Source organism: uncultured Rothia sp., from assembly GCF_916049665.1.
GTDB lineage: Bacteria > Actinomycetota > Actinomycetes > Actinomycetales > Micrococcaceae > Rothia.
The window spans coordinates 1-15,505 of record NZ_CAJZIE010000055.1 but is presented as its reverse complement, the minus strand read 5'-3'; the positions used below and the strand labels follow the sequence as shown (position 1 = coordinate 15,505).

At 61.8% G+C, this 15,505-nt stretch carries 9 protein-coding genes and 1 tRNA gene; 6 read left to right on the top strand and 4 right to left on the bottom strand.

All coding sequences use genetic code 11. The annotated features are described in order from the left end of the window. Positions 1-267: 267 nt before the first annotated feature. On the bottom strand, positions 268-4,782 hold the full coding sequence (hrpA, locus tag QZ540_RS06380; protein WP_294628543.1) for an ATP-dependent RNA helicase HrpA: 4,515 nt from the start codon (positions 4,780-4,782) through the stop codon (positions 268-270). 284 nt (positions 4,783-5,066) lie between these two features. Between hrpA and QZ540_RS06375 the strand changes: the two genes are divergently transcribed. Then, on the top strand, positions 5,067-5,528 hold the full coding sequence (locus tag QZ540_RS06375; protein ID WP_049354863.1) for a helix-turn-helix domain-containing protein: 462 nt from the start codon (positions 5,067-5,069) through the stop codon (positions 5,526-5,528). A gap of 68 nt (positions 5,529-5,596) precedes the next feature. On the opposite strand, the gene QZ540_RS06370 is transcribed toward QZ540_RS06375, so the two are convergent. From QZ540_RS06370 to QZ540_RS06360, 3 genes are all read right to left on the bottom strand, one after another. Beyond that, positions 5,597-6,721 (bottom strand): alpha/beta hydrolase, encoded by a 1,125-nt coding sequence (locus QZ540_RS06370; protein WP_294628540.1) that lies wholly within the window; start codon positions 6,719-6,721, stop codon positions 5,597-5,599. Between the two features lie 14 nt (positions 6,722-6,735). Then, positions 6,736-7,674, bottom strand: a complete 939-nt coding sequence (locus QZ540_RS06365) for an NADP-dependent oxidoreductase (RefSeq protein WP_294628545.1) — start codon at positions 7,672-7,674, stop codon at positions 6,736-6,738. Between the two features lie 238 nt (positions 7,675-7,912). Beyond that, positions 7,913-7,986 (bottom strand) — tRNA-Arg (locus tag QZ540_RS06360). Positions 7,987-8,061: 75 nt separating this feature from the next. On the opposite strand from QZ540_RS06360, the gene argS reads away from it, so the two are divergent. The 5 genes from argS to thrB all read left to right on the top strand — a co-directional run bounded on the left by argS (position 8,062) and on the right by thrB (position 15,281). Further along, positions 8,062-9,726, top strand: a complete 1,665-nt coding sequence (gene argS / locus QZ540_RS06355) for an arginine--tRNA ligase (protein ID WP_294628538.1) — start codon at positions 8,062-8,064, stop codon at positions 9,724-9,726. A 97-nt stretch (positions 9,727-9,823) separates the two neighbouring features. After that, positions 9,824-11,344 (top strand): diaminopimelate decarboxylase, encoded by a 1,521-nt coding sequence (locus QZ540_RS06350; protein ID WP_294628536.1) that lies wholly within the window; start codon positions 9,824-9,826, stop codon positions 11,342-11,344. 299 nt (positions 11,345-11,643) lie between these two features. Further along, complete coding sequence (locus QZ540_RS06345; protein WP_294628535.1) at positions 11,644-12,933, top strand: homoserine dehydrogenase; 1,290 nt, start codon at positions 11,644-11,646, stop codon at positions 12,931-12,933. Between the two features lie 156 nt (positions 12,934-13,089). Further along, entirely contained in the window at positions 13,090-14,190 is a 1,101-nt protein-coding gene (gene thrC / locus QZ540_RS06340) for a threonine synthase (RefSeq protein WP_044150573.1), read from the top strand. A 122-nt stretch (positions 14,191-14,312) separates the two neighbouring features. Continuing rightward, a complete protein-coding gene (gene thrB / locus QZ540_RS06335; protein ID WP_294628533.1) occupies positions 14,313-15,281 on the top strand; it encodes a homoserine kinase in 969 nt (322 codons plus the stop codon). The last annotated feature ends 224 nt before the right edge of the window (positions 15,282-15,505 follow it).

The following is a 15,505-nucleotide window of genomic DNA, read 5'->3' as shown; positions in this document are numbered from 1 at the left end:
CTTGCTTCGCTGCGGAGAGCGTCCGTGTGACACCCTGAGGGCGCTTCCGGAAAACACGGCTGCACCTGCAACACAAGCAAAGAACCCCCACACGAGGTAGTCGTGTGGGGGTTCTTTGCTGTTCACAGTGCAAGCTGAGCCTGGAACCTACCGCGGAAAGGCGGTGTCGTCCGTAGCGACATCAGGGTGCCCGAGCTCTGCGAGGGCGGGTGCCCCTGTAGGAGCGAGGACGAGCACCGCCATCCGCAAATAACCGTATTCCCTGAACTAACGCTTGATGGTGTCCAGAGCCTCACGCTGAGCCTTTGCAATGCGCTTCTCAGAGACCGTGTAGGCGGTGCCGAGCTCCTGGGCGAAGAAGCTGACGCGCAGCTCCTCAATCATCCAGTTCACGCGGCGGAGCGCATCCGGAACGATGGTGCCGGCCGGCAGCGACTTGACCGCGTTATCGTAGGAGTCTTCCAGATCTTGCACGGTGAGCATCAGCTGGTTGTCGCGGTGCAGGTTCGGGCCGAGCTTCGTCAGGCGCACCTGGGCGGCCTTGAGGTAGCGCGGCAGGTGAACCAGCTGGTCGTATCCGGTTTGTGCGACGAATCCGGGGTAGACCAGGTTCTCCATCTGTGCCTTCACGTCGGAGACGGCGTGCATGGTCGTCAGCGAGGTTGCCTTCTTGATTGCCTTCTTCAGCGCGGTGGCTTCGGAGAGGATTTCGGCGACGAGCTTGGTGACGTCGAAGACCGTCTCGATGAGTTCGGCGCGCACGTGCTCGTAGAGTTCGCTGTATTCGGCGTGCGTGAAGATGGGCGTGTGCGGCACGAGGTGGTCGAGTGCCGCGACGGTGCAGTCGCGGATGAGCTCGTCGATGGAGCCGTGCGGGTTCTGCGTGAAGACGATTTTCTCCTTGTGGGAGAGGTGTTCGCTCACGTAGCGTACGGGCGAGGGTACCTGCAGCTGGAGCAAGCGGATGATGCCGCGGCGCTGGGCGTGCAGCTGTTCGGCTTCGGTGGGGAAGATGCGCAGTCCCACGCTGGAGCCTTCGTCCACGAGGGCGGGGTAGCCGTTGACCGCCTGGGTCGCGATGACGCGCTGTACCTTGCGGGGGATCTCTCCGTTGGGGAACATATCGGCGGGGAATTCGGTGAGGCCGCTGATTTCGCGCACTCCGCCGGATGCATCCGCGTTGGCAGGGACACCGGGGTTCTTCGCGCCCTTCTTCGCAGGGGCTGCCGAGCTGCCAGAGCCACCCTGTGCGAGTGCCACCATTTTTGCCATGGTGTCGTCGGATGCGCCGAGCGAGTCGGCGAGGGCGCTGCGAATCTCCTTGTGCAGTTGCTGCTGCAGGGCTCGCAGGTCCTTGCCCTCACCCAGGATCTTGTTGCGGGCGTTGCGCACCTGGAATCCCATTTTCAGGTGCTCGGGTACGGCGTCCCAGTTGAAGGCTTCGGGCTCGACAACGACGCCGCGCAGGCGGCGTAGTACGAGTGCGAGGGAGGGGATGAGCTCGTTGGTGGCGGGGGAGTAGTCCTCTTCCAGGGCGGCGCAGGCGGCGCGTGCCACGTCGGGTGCGGGCACGAAGTTGCGTCGAATCGCCTTGGGTAGCGACTTGATGAGCGCGGTGACGAGTTCGTGGCGCAGGCCGGGGATCTGCCAGCGGAACGGTTCGGGGCTCAGCTGGTTGAGGAACAGAATGGGTACCTGGACCGCTACGCCGTCGCGTTTGGCGGCTTCGGTGCGGGCGCCTCCCACACCGGCGGTGGGGGCGTACTCGTAGCGCAGGTCGAGGGTCAGTTCGCCGCTGTCGGTGCGCTGCACCCACTGGCGCGGGAACTGGGAGTCGTCGTAGTCGGCGGCTTCCTCGTTGATGAGCTTTTCGGGGTTGAAGTCCAGGTAGTTGTCGTCTTCGAGACGTGCCTGCTTCCACCACTTGTCGAAGGCACGCACATCCGTCACGTGGGCGGGGATGCGTGCGTCGTAGAAGGCGAAGAGCACGGAGTCGTCCACGCGCAGGTCGCGGCGGCGCAGGCGTGCCTCAAGCTCTTCAACCTCGGCGAGGGCGCGTTGGTTGCGCAGGTAGAACTTGTGCTGGGTGTGCCACTGGCCTTCGACGAGGGCGGACTGGATGAAGATTTCGCGGGCTGCAACGGCGTCTACGCGGGCGTACTGCACGGGGCGGTCGGCGTAGATGGTCAGGCCGAAGAGGGTGCCCTTGGCGTAGGCGACGGCCGCGCCGGAGCTGAGGGACCAGTGCGGTTCGGAATATTGCACGCTGATGAGGTGCTTGCCGACCTCTTCGATCCACTGCGGGTCGATGGATGCGTTGGTGCGTGCCCACAGGCGGGAGGTTTCGACGAGTTCGGCGGAGAGTACCCAGTCGGGGCTCTTTTTGAACAGGCCGGAGCCGGGGAAAATCGCGAACTTGGTGCCGCGCGCGCCGAGGTATTCGCGGGGGCCGCGGGTGCGTCCCTTGGAGTCCTTTTCGCGTTCTTCCTTGACACCCACGTGCGAGAGCAGGCCGGAGAGCAGGCTCTTGTGGATGTCGACTTCGTGGGCGGAGGCGTTAATATCGCGACCGCCGCTGGCGTGAATGTTGGCGGTGCGGCCCATTTCGCGCAGCTGGGCGAAGAGGTCCTGCCATTCGCGGATGCGCAGGTAGTTGATGAACTCGCGGTGGCACATTTTGCGCAGCTGCGAGGAGGACAGCGCCGCCTGCTGCTCGTTGATGTAGTCCCAGAGCAGCAGGAAGGAGGAGAAGTCGGAGGTGTCGTCGACGAAGCGGGCGTGCATCGCATCGGCTTCAGCTCGTACGTCGGCGGGGCGTTCGCGCGGGTCCTGGATGGTCAGGGCGGCGGCTAGCACCATCATTTCCTTGGCGCAGTTGCGGCGGCCGCCCTCGATGATCATGCGGGCGAGGCGCGGGTCCACGGGGAATGCCGCCATGGCTCGGCCGATGGCGGTGAGGGTTGCGCTGTTGCCGCGTCCCTTGCGGGGTCCGCGGGGGCGTTCGGTGAGCGCGCCGAGTTCGCGCAGCAGGTTCACGCCGTCGTTGATGGCGCGGGATGCGGGCGGCTGCACGAACGGGAAGCGGGAGATGTCGCCGGGTTCGCGCACAACGCCGATGGCAATCATCTGCAGGATGACGGCGGCGAGGTTAGTGCGCAGAATTTCGGGGTCGGTGAACTCGGGGCGCGAGTTGAAGTCTTCTTCGGAGTAGAGGCGGATTGCGATACCGTCGCTGACGCGGCCGCATCGACCGGAACGCTGGTTGGCGCTTGCCTGCGAGATACGTTCGATGGGCAGGCGCTGCACCTTGGTGCGTGCCGAGTAGCGCGAGATGCGGGCGGTACCGGTATCGATGACGTACTTGATGCCGGGCACGGTCAGCGAGGTTTCGGCGACGTTCGTGGCGAGCACGATGCGCGGGCGGGAGCCGGGGGAGAACACGCGGTGCTGCTCGGCGAGCGAGAGACGCGCGTACAGGGGCAGCACTTCGTAGTTCAGGCGTGGCGACTTGGCGACCATCGCCTCGATCGCGTCCTTGGCATCGCGGATTTCGCGTTCGCCGGAGAAGAAGATGAGGATGTCGCCGGGCGCTTCCTTGGAGAGCTCCTTGATGGCGTCGAGAATGCCGTCGGTGGGGTCGTGGTCGTCTTCGATTTCGTCGTCGCTGAGGTAGTCTTCCTCGTCGAGCGGGCGGTAGCGGATTTCCACGGGGTAGGTTCGGCCGGACACCTCAATGATGGGCGGCGCGTCATCGGGCAGGATTGCTTCGGCGATTTCGCGTTCTTCGGCGCTGAGGTTTTCGTCGACGATGCCCTTGCCCGGCACGTAGCTGGGGGAGAAGTGGCGTGCGAAACGCTCCGGGTCGATGGTCGCGGAGGTGATGATGACCTTCAAATCCGGGCGCTGCGGCAGGATGCGCTTGAGGTAGCCGAGGATGAAGTCAATGTTCAGGCTGCGTTCGTGCGCCTCGTCAATGATGAGGGTGGAGTAGCGGCGTAGCAGCTTGTCGTTCTGAATTTCGGCGAGCAGAATGCCGTCGGTCATGAGCTTGATGGCGCTGTGTTCGCCGACCTCGGAGGTGAATCGCACCTGGTAGCCGACGGTTTCGCCGATTTTCTGGCCGAGTTCTTCGGCGATGCGTTCGGCGACGGAGCGTGCAGCGAGGCGGCGCGGCTGGGTGTGGCCGATGAGGCCCTTCTCGCCCAGGCCCAGGTCGAGGCACATTTTGGGGATCTGGGTGGTCTTACCGGAGCCGGTTTCACCCGCGATGATGACGACCTGGTTGTCACGGATCGCGTTCATGATGTCTTCGCGGCGTTCGCTGACGGGCAGCTCTTCGGGGTAGGTGATGACCTCGGGAATGAGCGGCTCGTAACGGCGCGGTGCCGGGCGCTTCTGCTGCTCGCCCTGGCGGTTACCGTTGGTGCCGCCCTGCTGGTTGCCCTTGCCATCGCCCTGCTTGCGGGCACGGTTGTTGGCGCCTCCGTGTCGGTTGGAGCGGGAGGCGTTGGAGTTGCGTTCGGAGGTGCCGCCGGAGGAGTTCTTGCGGTCTGCGTTATTCTTCGGGGCGCTGTTCTTCTGCGCACCCTTCTTCGGGGCGCCGTTTTTTACCGCGTTGTTCTCAGTAGTTTTATCTGCGGTTTTTTCGGAGGATCGTACCTTTGCCGCGTGGATTGCGGCTGCCATGCTCGCCATGGTGGGGGCGGTGCGGGGCTTAGCCGAGGAGGGGCGCTGGGACGTGGAAGTATCTGCGTGTTTCTTCGTGGATTTCTGCTCAGACATATCCTATCCAGTGTACTCGCCTTGCCGCCGGTGGGCTTGGGCTGTGCTTGGTTTGTCATATTTGGGTTTGTTCGCGGGTAACCAGAGCGGGCGGCGTTGGAATACCGACCCCGGGCGAGCAATTAAGCTACAATAAATAGCATCAAATACTATCTAAAAAGCTAATAATTATTCATTTATATTTTAGGTACCGCAGATGCGAATTAACTGCGCTTCTTAGCTTTCTTTCGATAGTTTCGTTCAACTGCTACAGTGGTGAATAACACAGTAACGAAGGAGTGACTATGCCATCACCAAAGACGTACCCGGCAACGCGTGCTGCAGTGTTGGATTGCTGCGAAGACGGACAGCACGAAGAAATTCACCACCGCTGCGAAGAACTCTTCCAAGCCCTCGTTCACGCGAGTCTGCGCACCCACTTCGACCGCCTCAGTGCCGAAGAAACCCTCTACCTGGTCACCGGCGACGGCGAGCGCGTACAGATTTCCCCCGAAATGTACGGACCCCTCACCTCCGTGGCGCGCGCATTCGCCGACCGCAAGGATGTTTGCGTGGTTCGCCAGGACCGCCTCATGACCACGCAGGAGGCGGCAGACTACCTGGGCGTATCCCGCCCGACCGTTGTTCGTCTGCTGGAGCGCGGAGATATTCCGTTCGAGCGCATTAACACGCACCGTCGCGTTGCTTTTGACGACCTCGAACGTTACCGCCTCGAGCACGAATACGTGAACCGCCGCGTTCGCTAAACCCGCATCTGGTCGATTACTTTCTGATCAATCACTCAGACCGGACAGTTTTAGACAGTGCAGTTGGGCTATACAGTGCGGTTGAAGAATCGCAGCATCTGCCGAACAATATCGGGGCTAAAACAGCGCGAATCCCCGTGTTCGGCATCCGGAACCAGCACCAAATCGGTAGGCACCTGCCGCGTGCGCAGCGCCTGATACACCCGCACCGATTGCTGGTACGGCACACACGAATCACTAATACCGTGCACGAGCATCAGGGGAGTGGCATCGCCGCTCATTCCCAGTGCAGAGGCACCTTCGATCTTATTCACTCGTTTCTGGGGGCGTACCGCATCAATGGGATGCGCACGCTCCCAGTTCTTTTGGGCACGCTCGATGCAGACACCCGGAACCGCCCGCTCGCCCGCGGAGGCGTCGATATTAGAGGCATCCGCGGGGACCGGGTAGGTGCTGCCCAACAGTCGCCACTCAGCCCCGTCATCCTCGGGATGGTCGAGGGCGTAACCAGCCAGAGGGCGATCGGTGAAGATGGTCCTCAAATCGCTGACCCCGTAAAACGAAGCCGCCGCCGCCACTTGCGAACTATGGGACGGGTAGGCGCTTGCCGCCCTGCCTTCAAAGTAATCGTTGTGCTCGGGCGCGCCCACATGATTTTCGGCAGCGGAATTCTCAACGGCGGAATCTCCCGTGTGCGCAACCAGCATGCTCAGGTGCCCGCCTGCGCTTCCACCCGCTACCGCAATGCGCTGCGGATCAATGCCGAACTCGGCTGCGTTGGCGCGGAAGAAGCGCACGGCCTCCTTCACATCGTGCAGGGCACCGGGGAAGAGCGCCTGATGCGAATACCGGTAGTTGATGGAGGCGACCGCCCAGCCTGCCTGCTGGAAAGCGGCGCGCATGAGCGCCTGGGTGTTGGGCTGCTCCCCGTCGGGGGTGCGCAGGACGGTGTCTCGTAGTGCCTGGTTGGTGCCGAAGCGCCAGGCACCGCCGTGAACCCACACCAGTAGCGGCGCGGGGGAAGATGCATCCGCGGTCGCGGGGAAGAAATCGTAGGCGAACGCCTCGCGAGTTACCGGCGACTGCGCGCCGTAGTCGGGTAGTGAGTGGGCATCGTAAAAGCCCGCCTCGCGGTAAAAACCGGAGCGGTACTCGGTGCTTTCAACAGCGGGTGCGCTCTCAGAAGTCTGCATGAATCAGCGCCGCGCTAGGGAACCAGAACAATCTTGCCGCGGGTGCGACCCGTTGCCACCAGGGTGTGAGCCTGCGCAGCCTGCGAAAAATCAAGCACCTGATCCACGTGCACCTTCAGCAGGCCCAAGGACATGAGGCGGGCAATCTCCTGCATCTGCACACGGTCCGGGTGAACCGTCAGCCACTGCGCCTCAAAGCCACGCTCACGCGCTACATCCAGCGGGTCGGGGCTGGTCAGGGTGACAATACGGCCGCCGGGGACCAGCACCTCCAGCGAATCGAGGAAGGTCTGCTTACCGGTCGAATTGAGTACCACGTCCATGGTCTGGCCCAGTACGGCGCGGAAATCCTCGGTGCGGTAATCAATGGGCTGAGCGCCCAGCGAGCGCACAAACTCGTGGTTCGCCTCAGAGGCGGTTGCAAAGACCTGAGCGCCAGCATGCGCCGCCAACTGAATGGCGAGGTGGCCGACGCCTCCGGCACCGGCGTGGATGAGCACGCGCTCGCCTTCCTTCAGCTGCGCCACCTCAAAGAGTGCCTGGTATGCGGTCAGAGCCGCCAGGGGAGCGCCGCCCAACTGGGCGCAGGGAACATCGGCGGGCACCTTCACCAGCTGGTGTGCCGGGGCGAGCACATACTCGGCGTACGCACCGGCGGGGGCGGGGAAAGAAACCAGACCAAATACGCCGTCGCCCACCTTGAAACCCGTGTAGTCGCCGGCGGTGGCAACCACGGTGCCGGCAACATCCCAGCCGGGCACGAACGGCTTGTACGACGGGTCGGCAAGCTGAGCTGCGGGACCCAGACCCTTGCGGGTGGTCAGGTCAATCGGGTTCACACCGGCGGCAACCGTCTTGATGAGCACGTGACCGCGCACCGGCGAGGGGATGGGCACGTTTGCTTCGTGCAGAACGCTTTCGTCGCCCCATTCGGTGAGCTGAATCTGGCGCATGGTGGTCACGGGTTTACCTCCGCTGTTGTGGTGTTGTCGTGCTTGTTTGAACGGTGTGCGCGTTTCCCTATTCTCTCAAGGGTGCGAGCCTTGCCACAACAGGGCGGCGGGTAGTGTCCACGCTCTGGTGGTTCTGCCCGGAATTGTGCACCGGGTATATAAACCGGGCATATAAAAAGGAGCCGACACCCGCTGCGCGAGTATCGGCTCCCGTGTTCCCTCTCGAATAAGAACATCGTGCCCCTGAAAGGATTCGAACCTTCGACCCCCAGTACCGGAAACTGGTGCTCTAATCCGCTGAGCTACAGAGGCAACCCCACCATGGTATCAGATATGCGCTAGATAATACGGTCAGGCACCCGCCAATGCTTGCTAGAATAGTTTGTTATGACTCCTGAAGAACTCTCTGAAGCCATTGCGCTTGCCCTTGAAGAAACTATTTCCTCCGGCCAGCTGACCCTCGTGGAGGGCGCTGAACTGCCCGCCGTCCGAGTGGAGCGCCCCAAGTCCCGCGAACATGGCGACTGGGCAACCAACGTCGCTCTGCAGCTCGCCAAGAAGGTGGGCAAGAACCCGCGCGAGGCAGCAGCTCTTCTGGCTGAGAAGATCGGCGCCATCCCCGGTGTTGCATCCGTTGACATTGCTGGCCCCGGCTTCCTGAACATCACCCTGGACGCCGCAGCTGCTGGCGAGCTTGCCGCCACCATCGTTGAGGTTGGCGAAGCATACGGCCGCAGCGACAAGTTCGCCGGCAAGACCATTAACCTTGAGTTCGTCTCCGCGAACCCCACCGGCCCCATCCACCTGGGTGGCACCCGCTGGGCTGCCGTCGGTGATGCGCTCGCCCGCGTCCTTGAGGCTGAAGGCGCTAACGTCGTGCGTGAATACTACTTCAACGACCACGGCACCCAGATTGACCGTTTCGTGCGCTCCCTGATTGCCGCTGCCCGCGGTGAGGAGACCCCCGAGGACGGCTACGCTGGCGCGTACATTGTTGACATTAAGGACCAGATTCTGGCTCAGCGCCCTGACGCGCTTGAGGCTGAGAACCCCGAAGAGATTTTCCGCGAAATCGGTACTCACCTGATGTTCGATCAGATTAAGGAGTCCCTGGCGGCATTCGGCACCCACTTCGACGTGTTCTTCCACGAGAACTCTGTGTTCGAAGGCGGCAAGGTGGACGCCCTGCTCGAGACCATGCGTGAGAACGGTCAGCTCTTCGAGGCTGACGGCGCATGGTGGATGCGCACCACCGACTACGGCGACGACAAGGACCGCGTGGTCATCAAGTCTGACGGCAATCACGCCTACGTGGCGGGCGATATCGCCTACTACCAGGACAAGATGACTCGTGCCGAGAACCCCGCCGACGTGGCGATTTACATGCTCGGTGCGGACCACAACGGCTACGTGGGCCGTCTGAAGGCTATTGCCCAGATTCTTGGCTACCGTGCCGACCAGATTGAGGTCATGATCGGTCAGCTGGTGAACCTGGTCAAGGACGGCAAGCCCGTCCGCATGTCCAAGCGTGCCGGCACCGTGGTTACCCTTGAGGACCTGGTCGAGGCTGTGGGCGTTGACGCGGCTCGCTACGAGCTGACCCGCTACTCTGTGGACACCCCCATCGACATTGACCTGGGCCTGCTGACCTCCAAGAGCAACGAGAACCCGGTCTACTACGTGCAGTACGCTCACGCACGTACCGCCGCTGTGGCACGCAACGCCGCGGAGGCTGGCGTGAAGATTGAGGACGGCGTGGACACCTCCCTGCTCGACTCCGCTGCTGACGGCGAGCTGCTGGCTGTACTCGGCCAGTTCCCCGCTGCCGTGCGTGACGCCGCGAAGTTCTACGAGCCGCACCGCGTGAACCGCTACCTGGAGCAGCTCGCTTCGGCATACCACAGCTGGTACGGCGTTTCCCGCGTTGCACCCAAGGCGGATGAAGAGGTCACCGACCTGCACCGTACCCGCCTGCTGCTGAACAATGCGGCACAGCAGGTGCTGGCTAACGGCCTGAACCTGCTGGGTGTGAGCGCACCCGAGCGCATGTAATACCCTTTCGATTCAACCCCCGACCCGGTGCTACCGGGGCGGGGGTTGAACGCATTGCCCTCAAAGATACTCAACGATAGTTAACGAAAGAGACACGATGAGCGAAGCCCGCGCCCTCTACGCCCCTGAATGGCTCACCTACCCCGAGCATCCCGAGGCACTGTCCCGCACCATCTGGACCGACTCCTTCACCCGCAATGAGCAGGGTGAACTCTGCATTGACGGCGTGACAGTTAGCGACCTGGCGGCTGAGCACGGCACCCCGCAGTACGTCTTCTCCGAGACGACCTTCCGCGCCCGCGCCCGCGCCTACCGCACCGCTTTTGAGCAGGCTTTCGCCGCGCACGGGGCTAAGGTGAGCGTTTACTACGCCGGCAAGTCCTTCCTGTCCACCGCGGTGGCACGCTGGGCGACCGAGGAGGGCCTGTGCCTGGATACCGCCTCCGGTGGTGAACTGGCGTTGGCTCTGCGCGCGCAGGTTCCGGGCGCGAATATCGCCCTGCACGGTAACAATAAGTCTGAGGCTGAGATTGCCCGCGCGATTCGTAACGGCCTGGGCCGCGTGGTGGCTGACTCGGTGGATGAGCTCAAGCTGATTGAGCGCGTGTACGCGGAGCTTGCTGCCGAGCGTGTGGCGGAGGGTGAGGAGCCTTACGCCCCGGTTCCGGTGCTGATTCGCATCACTCCCGGCGTGCACGCGTCGACCCACGAGTCCATTGCGACCGCGCACGAGGATCAGAAGTTCGGCATGTCCCTGCAGCCCGGTACTGCCGCGCTCGCCGGTCTGGAAGAGGAGGAGCTGGAGCACTGGGGCGTTGAGACTACCGACTCTTACGCGGCTCTGGCTGCCGCGATTTTGAACGCGACTGATTCCCTGGATTTCCGCGGTATTCACTGCCATATTGGTTCGCAGATTTTTGAGGCGGAGGGCTTCGAGCAGGCGGCAACCACCGCCCTGGAGTTCATGAACCGCCTCAACCGTGACCTGGGCGTGACCCTGCCGGAGCTGGACCTGGGCGGCGGTTACGGCATCGGCTACACCGAGGCGGATCACCCCCGCTCCATTACCGAGGTGACCGAGTCGATTGCGGCTTCCGTCGCGGCGACCTGCGAGCGCCTGGGTATGGCGATTCCGCACATGTCGTTCGAGCCGGGCCGTTCTATTTCTGGTCCTTCGGGCGCGACCCTGTACACGGTGGGCACCATTAAGAACGTGAGCATTGAGGATGAGAACGGCGAGATTCGCGTGCGCCGCTACGTTTCGGTGGATGGCGGTATGAGTGATAACGCCCGCCCGGTGCTGTACGAATCGGACTACTCGGTGACCCTGGCGAATCGTGCCCCGGCGGGGGAGCAGGTGCTCTCTCGCGTGGTGGGTAAGCACTGCGAGTCCGGCGATGTGGTGGTGCGCTACTGCTACCTGCCCGCTGACCTGCAGGCTGGCGATATTCTGGCGGTTCCTGCGACCGGCGCGTACTGCTATGTGCTGGGTTCGAACTACAACTTCCTGACTCGCCCGCCGGTGATTGCGACCGCTGAGGGTAAGGGCTCACGCGTGATGATTCGCCGCCAGCGCGAGGAGGATATGCTGGCGCTGGATATGGGTTCGGATATCTAAAGTTCCGCCCCAGACGCTATGAAACTGTGAAGTTCCCGGCTCTGCCATACACACCGTGAGGCGGCGGTTTCAGGCGGGGCTTCACGGTTTTGCGTGTTCAAAACTCTGCAGACACTAAGGTTCACCTCATTACTGTGAGGGATACCTCATCTCAGAGAGTAAAAGTCGCAGCTTGAGGCTGCTGAGCCGTCCCCGGCTCTTGATAAAGTGGTTGTTGAGTGCGTGCTCTGCACCGCATCCACGCCTAGCCCGAAGAGATACCGGGGCGAACCCGGAACAGACCGTAGAAAGAGACTATCGTGGCTGAAAAGATCAAAGTAGCACTGCTTGGTGCCGGTAATGTCGGTTCCCAGGCTGCTCGCATCCTGGTCGAGGATAACGCCGTCCTTGAGAAGCGCATTGGCGCCCCCGTGGAGTTGATCGGTATTGCTGTGCGCGATACTAATGCATCCCGCCACTGGAATGCGGACCCCTCGCTGTACACCACCGACGCTGAATCCCTGATTGATGCGGCGGATGTGGTCATCGAGCTGACCGGCGGTATTGAGCCGGCTCGCACCCGTATTCTGCGTGCTCTGAATGCTGGTAAGTCCGTGGTCTCCGGTAACAAGGCGCTGCTGGCTAAGCACGGTGTGGAGCTGCAGGCTGCCGCTGATAAGTCCGGCGCTCAGCTCTCTTACGAGGCTGCTGTTGCGGGTGCTATCCCGATTCTGCGCCCCCTGCGTGACTCCCTGGCTGGTGACCGTGTGACCCGCGTTCTGGGCATCATGAACGGCACCACCAACTACATTCTTGATCAGATGGACACCACCGGTGCTTCTTTCGCGGATGCACTGGCTGAGGCTCAGAAGCTGGGTTACGCGGAGGCTGACCCGACCGCTGACGTTGAGGGCCACGACGCCGCGTCGAAGGCTGCGATTGTTGCTTCGCTGGCGTTCCACTCTGACTTCACGATTGATGATGTGCACACCGAGGGCATTACCGCTATCACCGCTGATGACGTTGCCGCCGCGGATGCTGATGGTTACGTCATCAAGCTGCTGGCTATCTGTGAGCGCGAGGGTGAGAACGGCGCGAACATTCGCGTGAACCCGACCCTGATTCCTCGTCAGCACCCGCTGGCTGGCGTGCACGGTGCGTTCAACGCCGTGTTCGTTGAGGCAGAGAACGCTGGCGAGCTGATGTTCTACGGTCCCGGTGCGGGTGGCGCTCCGACCGCGTCGGCTGTTCTGGGTGACTTCGTGTCCTTGGCTCGTCGTCTGGTGCTGGGTGGCCCCGGTGTTCCGGAGACTTCTCACGCTCAGCTGCACGCAACCAGCCTGGACAACGTAATTTCCCGCTACTCGGTGGGTGTTCTGGTGGAAGACCGCCTGGGTGTTCTGGCGAACATTACCCGTATCCTCGCCGAGCACGGTATTTCGGTTGATTCGCTGCGCCAGTCCACTCCGAAGGAGGGCGCGGCTCAGATTCGTATGGTCACCCACTCGGCGAAGGATTCCGATCTGCGCCGTGCGATTGCTGTGATTGACGCTCTGGACACTGTGCGTGAGGTGAACTCGGTCATCCGCGTGGAGTCCGAGAAGCACTAAAGCTCGAAGCGTTATCTACGTGCGGCTTGTGCCGCTCACTAAACCTGCGATGTTCGCTTGCGGGCGCATCGCTCACTAACTAACCCGCGTACCCGCTACCGCACCGGACCTATGGGAGGTCCGGCGGGCGGGGCGCCAAGATTGAAGGAGAAGCCAATGGCACACGTGTGGCAGGGCGTTATCAATGAGTACCGTGACCGTCTGCCCTTCGCAGACGATGTGAAGGCTGTGACCCTGGGCGAGGGTGGTACCCCGCTGATTCACGCGCCGGCACTGTCTGCTGAGACCGGCAACACCGTTTACCTGAAGTTTGAGGGTATGAACCCGACCGGTTCGTTCAAGGACCGCGGTATGACCAGCGCGATGACCGCCGCTAAGCGTGACGGCGCGAAGGCTGTTGTGTGTGCTTCGACCGGTAACACCTCCGCGTCGGCTGCTGCGTACGCTCTGCAGGCTGGTATGCGCTGTGCAGTGCTGGTTCCGGACGGCAAGATTTCCATGGGTAAGCTGTCCCAGGCGATTGCTCACGGTGCTGACATCATTCAGATTGACGGCAACTTCGACAACTGCCTGGAGATTGCTCGCAAGCTCAGCGAGAACTACCCGGTGTTCCTGGTGAACTCGGTGAACCCCTACCGTATTGAGGGTCAGAAGACCGGTTCGTTCGAGGTTGTTGACACCCTGGGTGACGCTCCCGATTACCACCTGCTGCCGGTTGGCAACGCGGGTAACATTACCGCGTACTGGAAGGGCTACAAGGAGTACTCGGAGCCTTACACCAACCGTGACGGCAAGGTCCTAGAGCCGGTTGCGACCAAGCGTCCGATTATGTGGGGCTTCCAGGCTGCTGGCGCTGCACCGATCGTTGCTGGCCACCCGATTGAGGCACCCGAGACCATTGCGACCGCTATCCGTATCGGTAACCCCGCGTCGTGGGAGAAGGCTGAAGCTGCTCGTGACGAGTCCGGCGGCGTGATTGAGGCGGTCACCGATGAGGAGATTCTGGAGGCGCACCGCTGGCTGTCTGCCCGCGAGGGTGTCTTCGTGGAGCCGGCTTCGGCTGCCGGTGTTGCGGGTCTGCTGAAGAAGCACCGCGCCGGTGAAGCTCCCGAGGGTAAGACCATTGTAATCACCGTGACCGGTCACGGTCTGAAGGACCCGCAGTGGGCTCTTGAGGCTGTTAACGGTGTGAAGGTTGAGCCGACCAAGGCTCCCTTCGACGTGGTTGCTGTGGCAGATATTCTTGATTTGAACTAGTCTGTTCATACTACGATGTGCACTCCGTCCCGGTTTTCGGGGCGGGGTGCACCTGCATGACAGCCCCTTTTTGTATCTTTCACCTATTCACTCATTACGTCACCGATCGCGAGGTTCTTCTCATGTCTTCCCTGCATATTTCTGATATTCCGGTGGGCGCGTCCGTTAAGGTTCGCGTTCCCGCTACGAGCGCTAACCTGGGCCCCGGCTATGACAGCATGGGTTTGGGTCTTGGCTTCTATGATGAGCTGGTTGTTGAGCGTATTGAGTCCGGTCTGGAGTTTGAGCTCAGCGGTGAGGGTAGCGCGGATGTTCCTCGCGATGAAAGCCACCTGGTTTTGCAGGCGATGAAGGCTGGTTTCGCGGCGGCTGGTTTGGCTGAGCTGCCTCCGGTGAAGCTGATTGCTGATAATAAGATTCCGCATTCTCGCGGTATGGGTTCTTCGGCGTCGGCTATTGTGGCGGGCGTGGCTGCTGCGAGCGGTCTGCTGCCGGAGGAGCACCGTCTGAGCCGTGAGCAGATGCTGCAGGTCGCCTCCGATATGGAGGGTCACCCGGATAACGTGGCTCCGGCGATTTACGGCAACCTGTCGGTGTCTTGGGGAGAGATGGGCAATTGGAAGTCCCTGATTATTCCGGTGCACCCTGACGTTCACCCGGTGGTGGCTGTGCCCGATTATGAGGTATCGACGAAGCTGGCTCGTTCGCTGATTCCTGAGGAGATGCCCCACGTTGAGGCGGTGGCGAACTCGGCTCGTGCGGCGCTGCTGGTGCGCACTCTCTCTGATGCTCCCGAGTACCTGATGGATGCGACCGTGGATTACCTGCATCAGGGGTACCGCGTGACCGCGATGGAGCCGTCCGCTGTGCTGGTTGCGTACCTGCGCGGTCAGGGTTTTGCGGCGGTGATTTCTGGTGCTGGCCCGACCGTTTTGACCTTTGCGTACGGCGATGAGCAGGTGCGACAGGTTCAGGAGGCGATTGCCGAGTTTGAGGCGACTCACCCTTGTAGCGCTATTGTGGATTGCCGCTTGAACTGGCGGGTGCTTCCCCTTGAAATTGACACTGAAGGTGTTATAGTTACTCAGTAGGACGTTATTAGTTCGTCCTATGTTGAGGTTCGCCCGTCGTTCAATGTAGACCGTCGATACTATCCTTCGTAACGTACTTCCGTTTCCCCTTATGCCTCAGATGCTTTTGTATCTGGGCGGGAGCCGGCAAGGTTCGGGGGGAGTGCCTTTGGGATTCATGTCTTTCTTTATTTCTGACGCATAGGGGAAGACTTTTCTGGGGGTTCGGTTTCGCGGCGGGTGCC

What these genes read in the sequence shown, in the direction of transcription:
- QZ540_RS06375 (WP_049354863.1), top strand. Translation starts at nt 5,067, where the DNA reads ATGCCATCACCAAAGACGTACCCGGCAACGCGTGCTGCAGTGTTGGAT.
- argS (WP_294628538.1), top strand. Translation starts at nt 8,062, where the DNA reads ATGACTCCTGAAGAACTCTCTGAAGCCATTGCGCTTGCCCTTGAAGAA.
- thrC (WP_044150573.1), top strand. Translation starts at nt 13,090, where the DNA reads ATGGCACACGTGTGGCAGGGCGTTATCAATGAGTACCGTGACCGTCTG.
- QZ540_RS06365 (WP_294628545.1), bottom strand. Translation starts at nt 7,674, where the DNA reads ATGCGCCAGATTCAGCTCACCGAATGGGGCGACGAAAGCGTTCTGCAC.
- QZ540_RS06350 (WP_294628536.1), top strand. Translation starts at nt 9,824, where the DNA reads ATGAGCGAAGCCCGCGCCCTCTACGCCCCTGAATGGCTCACCTACCCC.
- thrB (WP_294628533.1), top strand. Translation starts at nt 14,313, where the DNA reads ATGTCTTCCCTGCATATTTCTGATATTCCGGTGGGCGCGTCCGTTAAG.
- QZ540_RS06370 (WP_294628540.1), bottom strand. Translation starts at nt 6,721, where the DNA reads ATGCAGACTTCTGAGAGCGCACCCGCTGTTGAAAGCACCGAGTACCGC.
- hrpA (WP_294628543.1), bottom strand. Translation starts at nt 4,782, where the DNA reads ATGTCTGAGCAGAAATCCACGAAGAAACACGCAGATACTTCCACGTCC.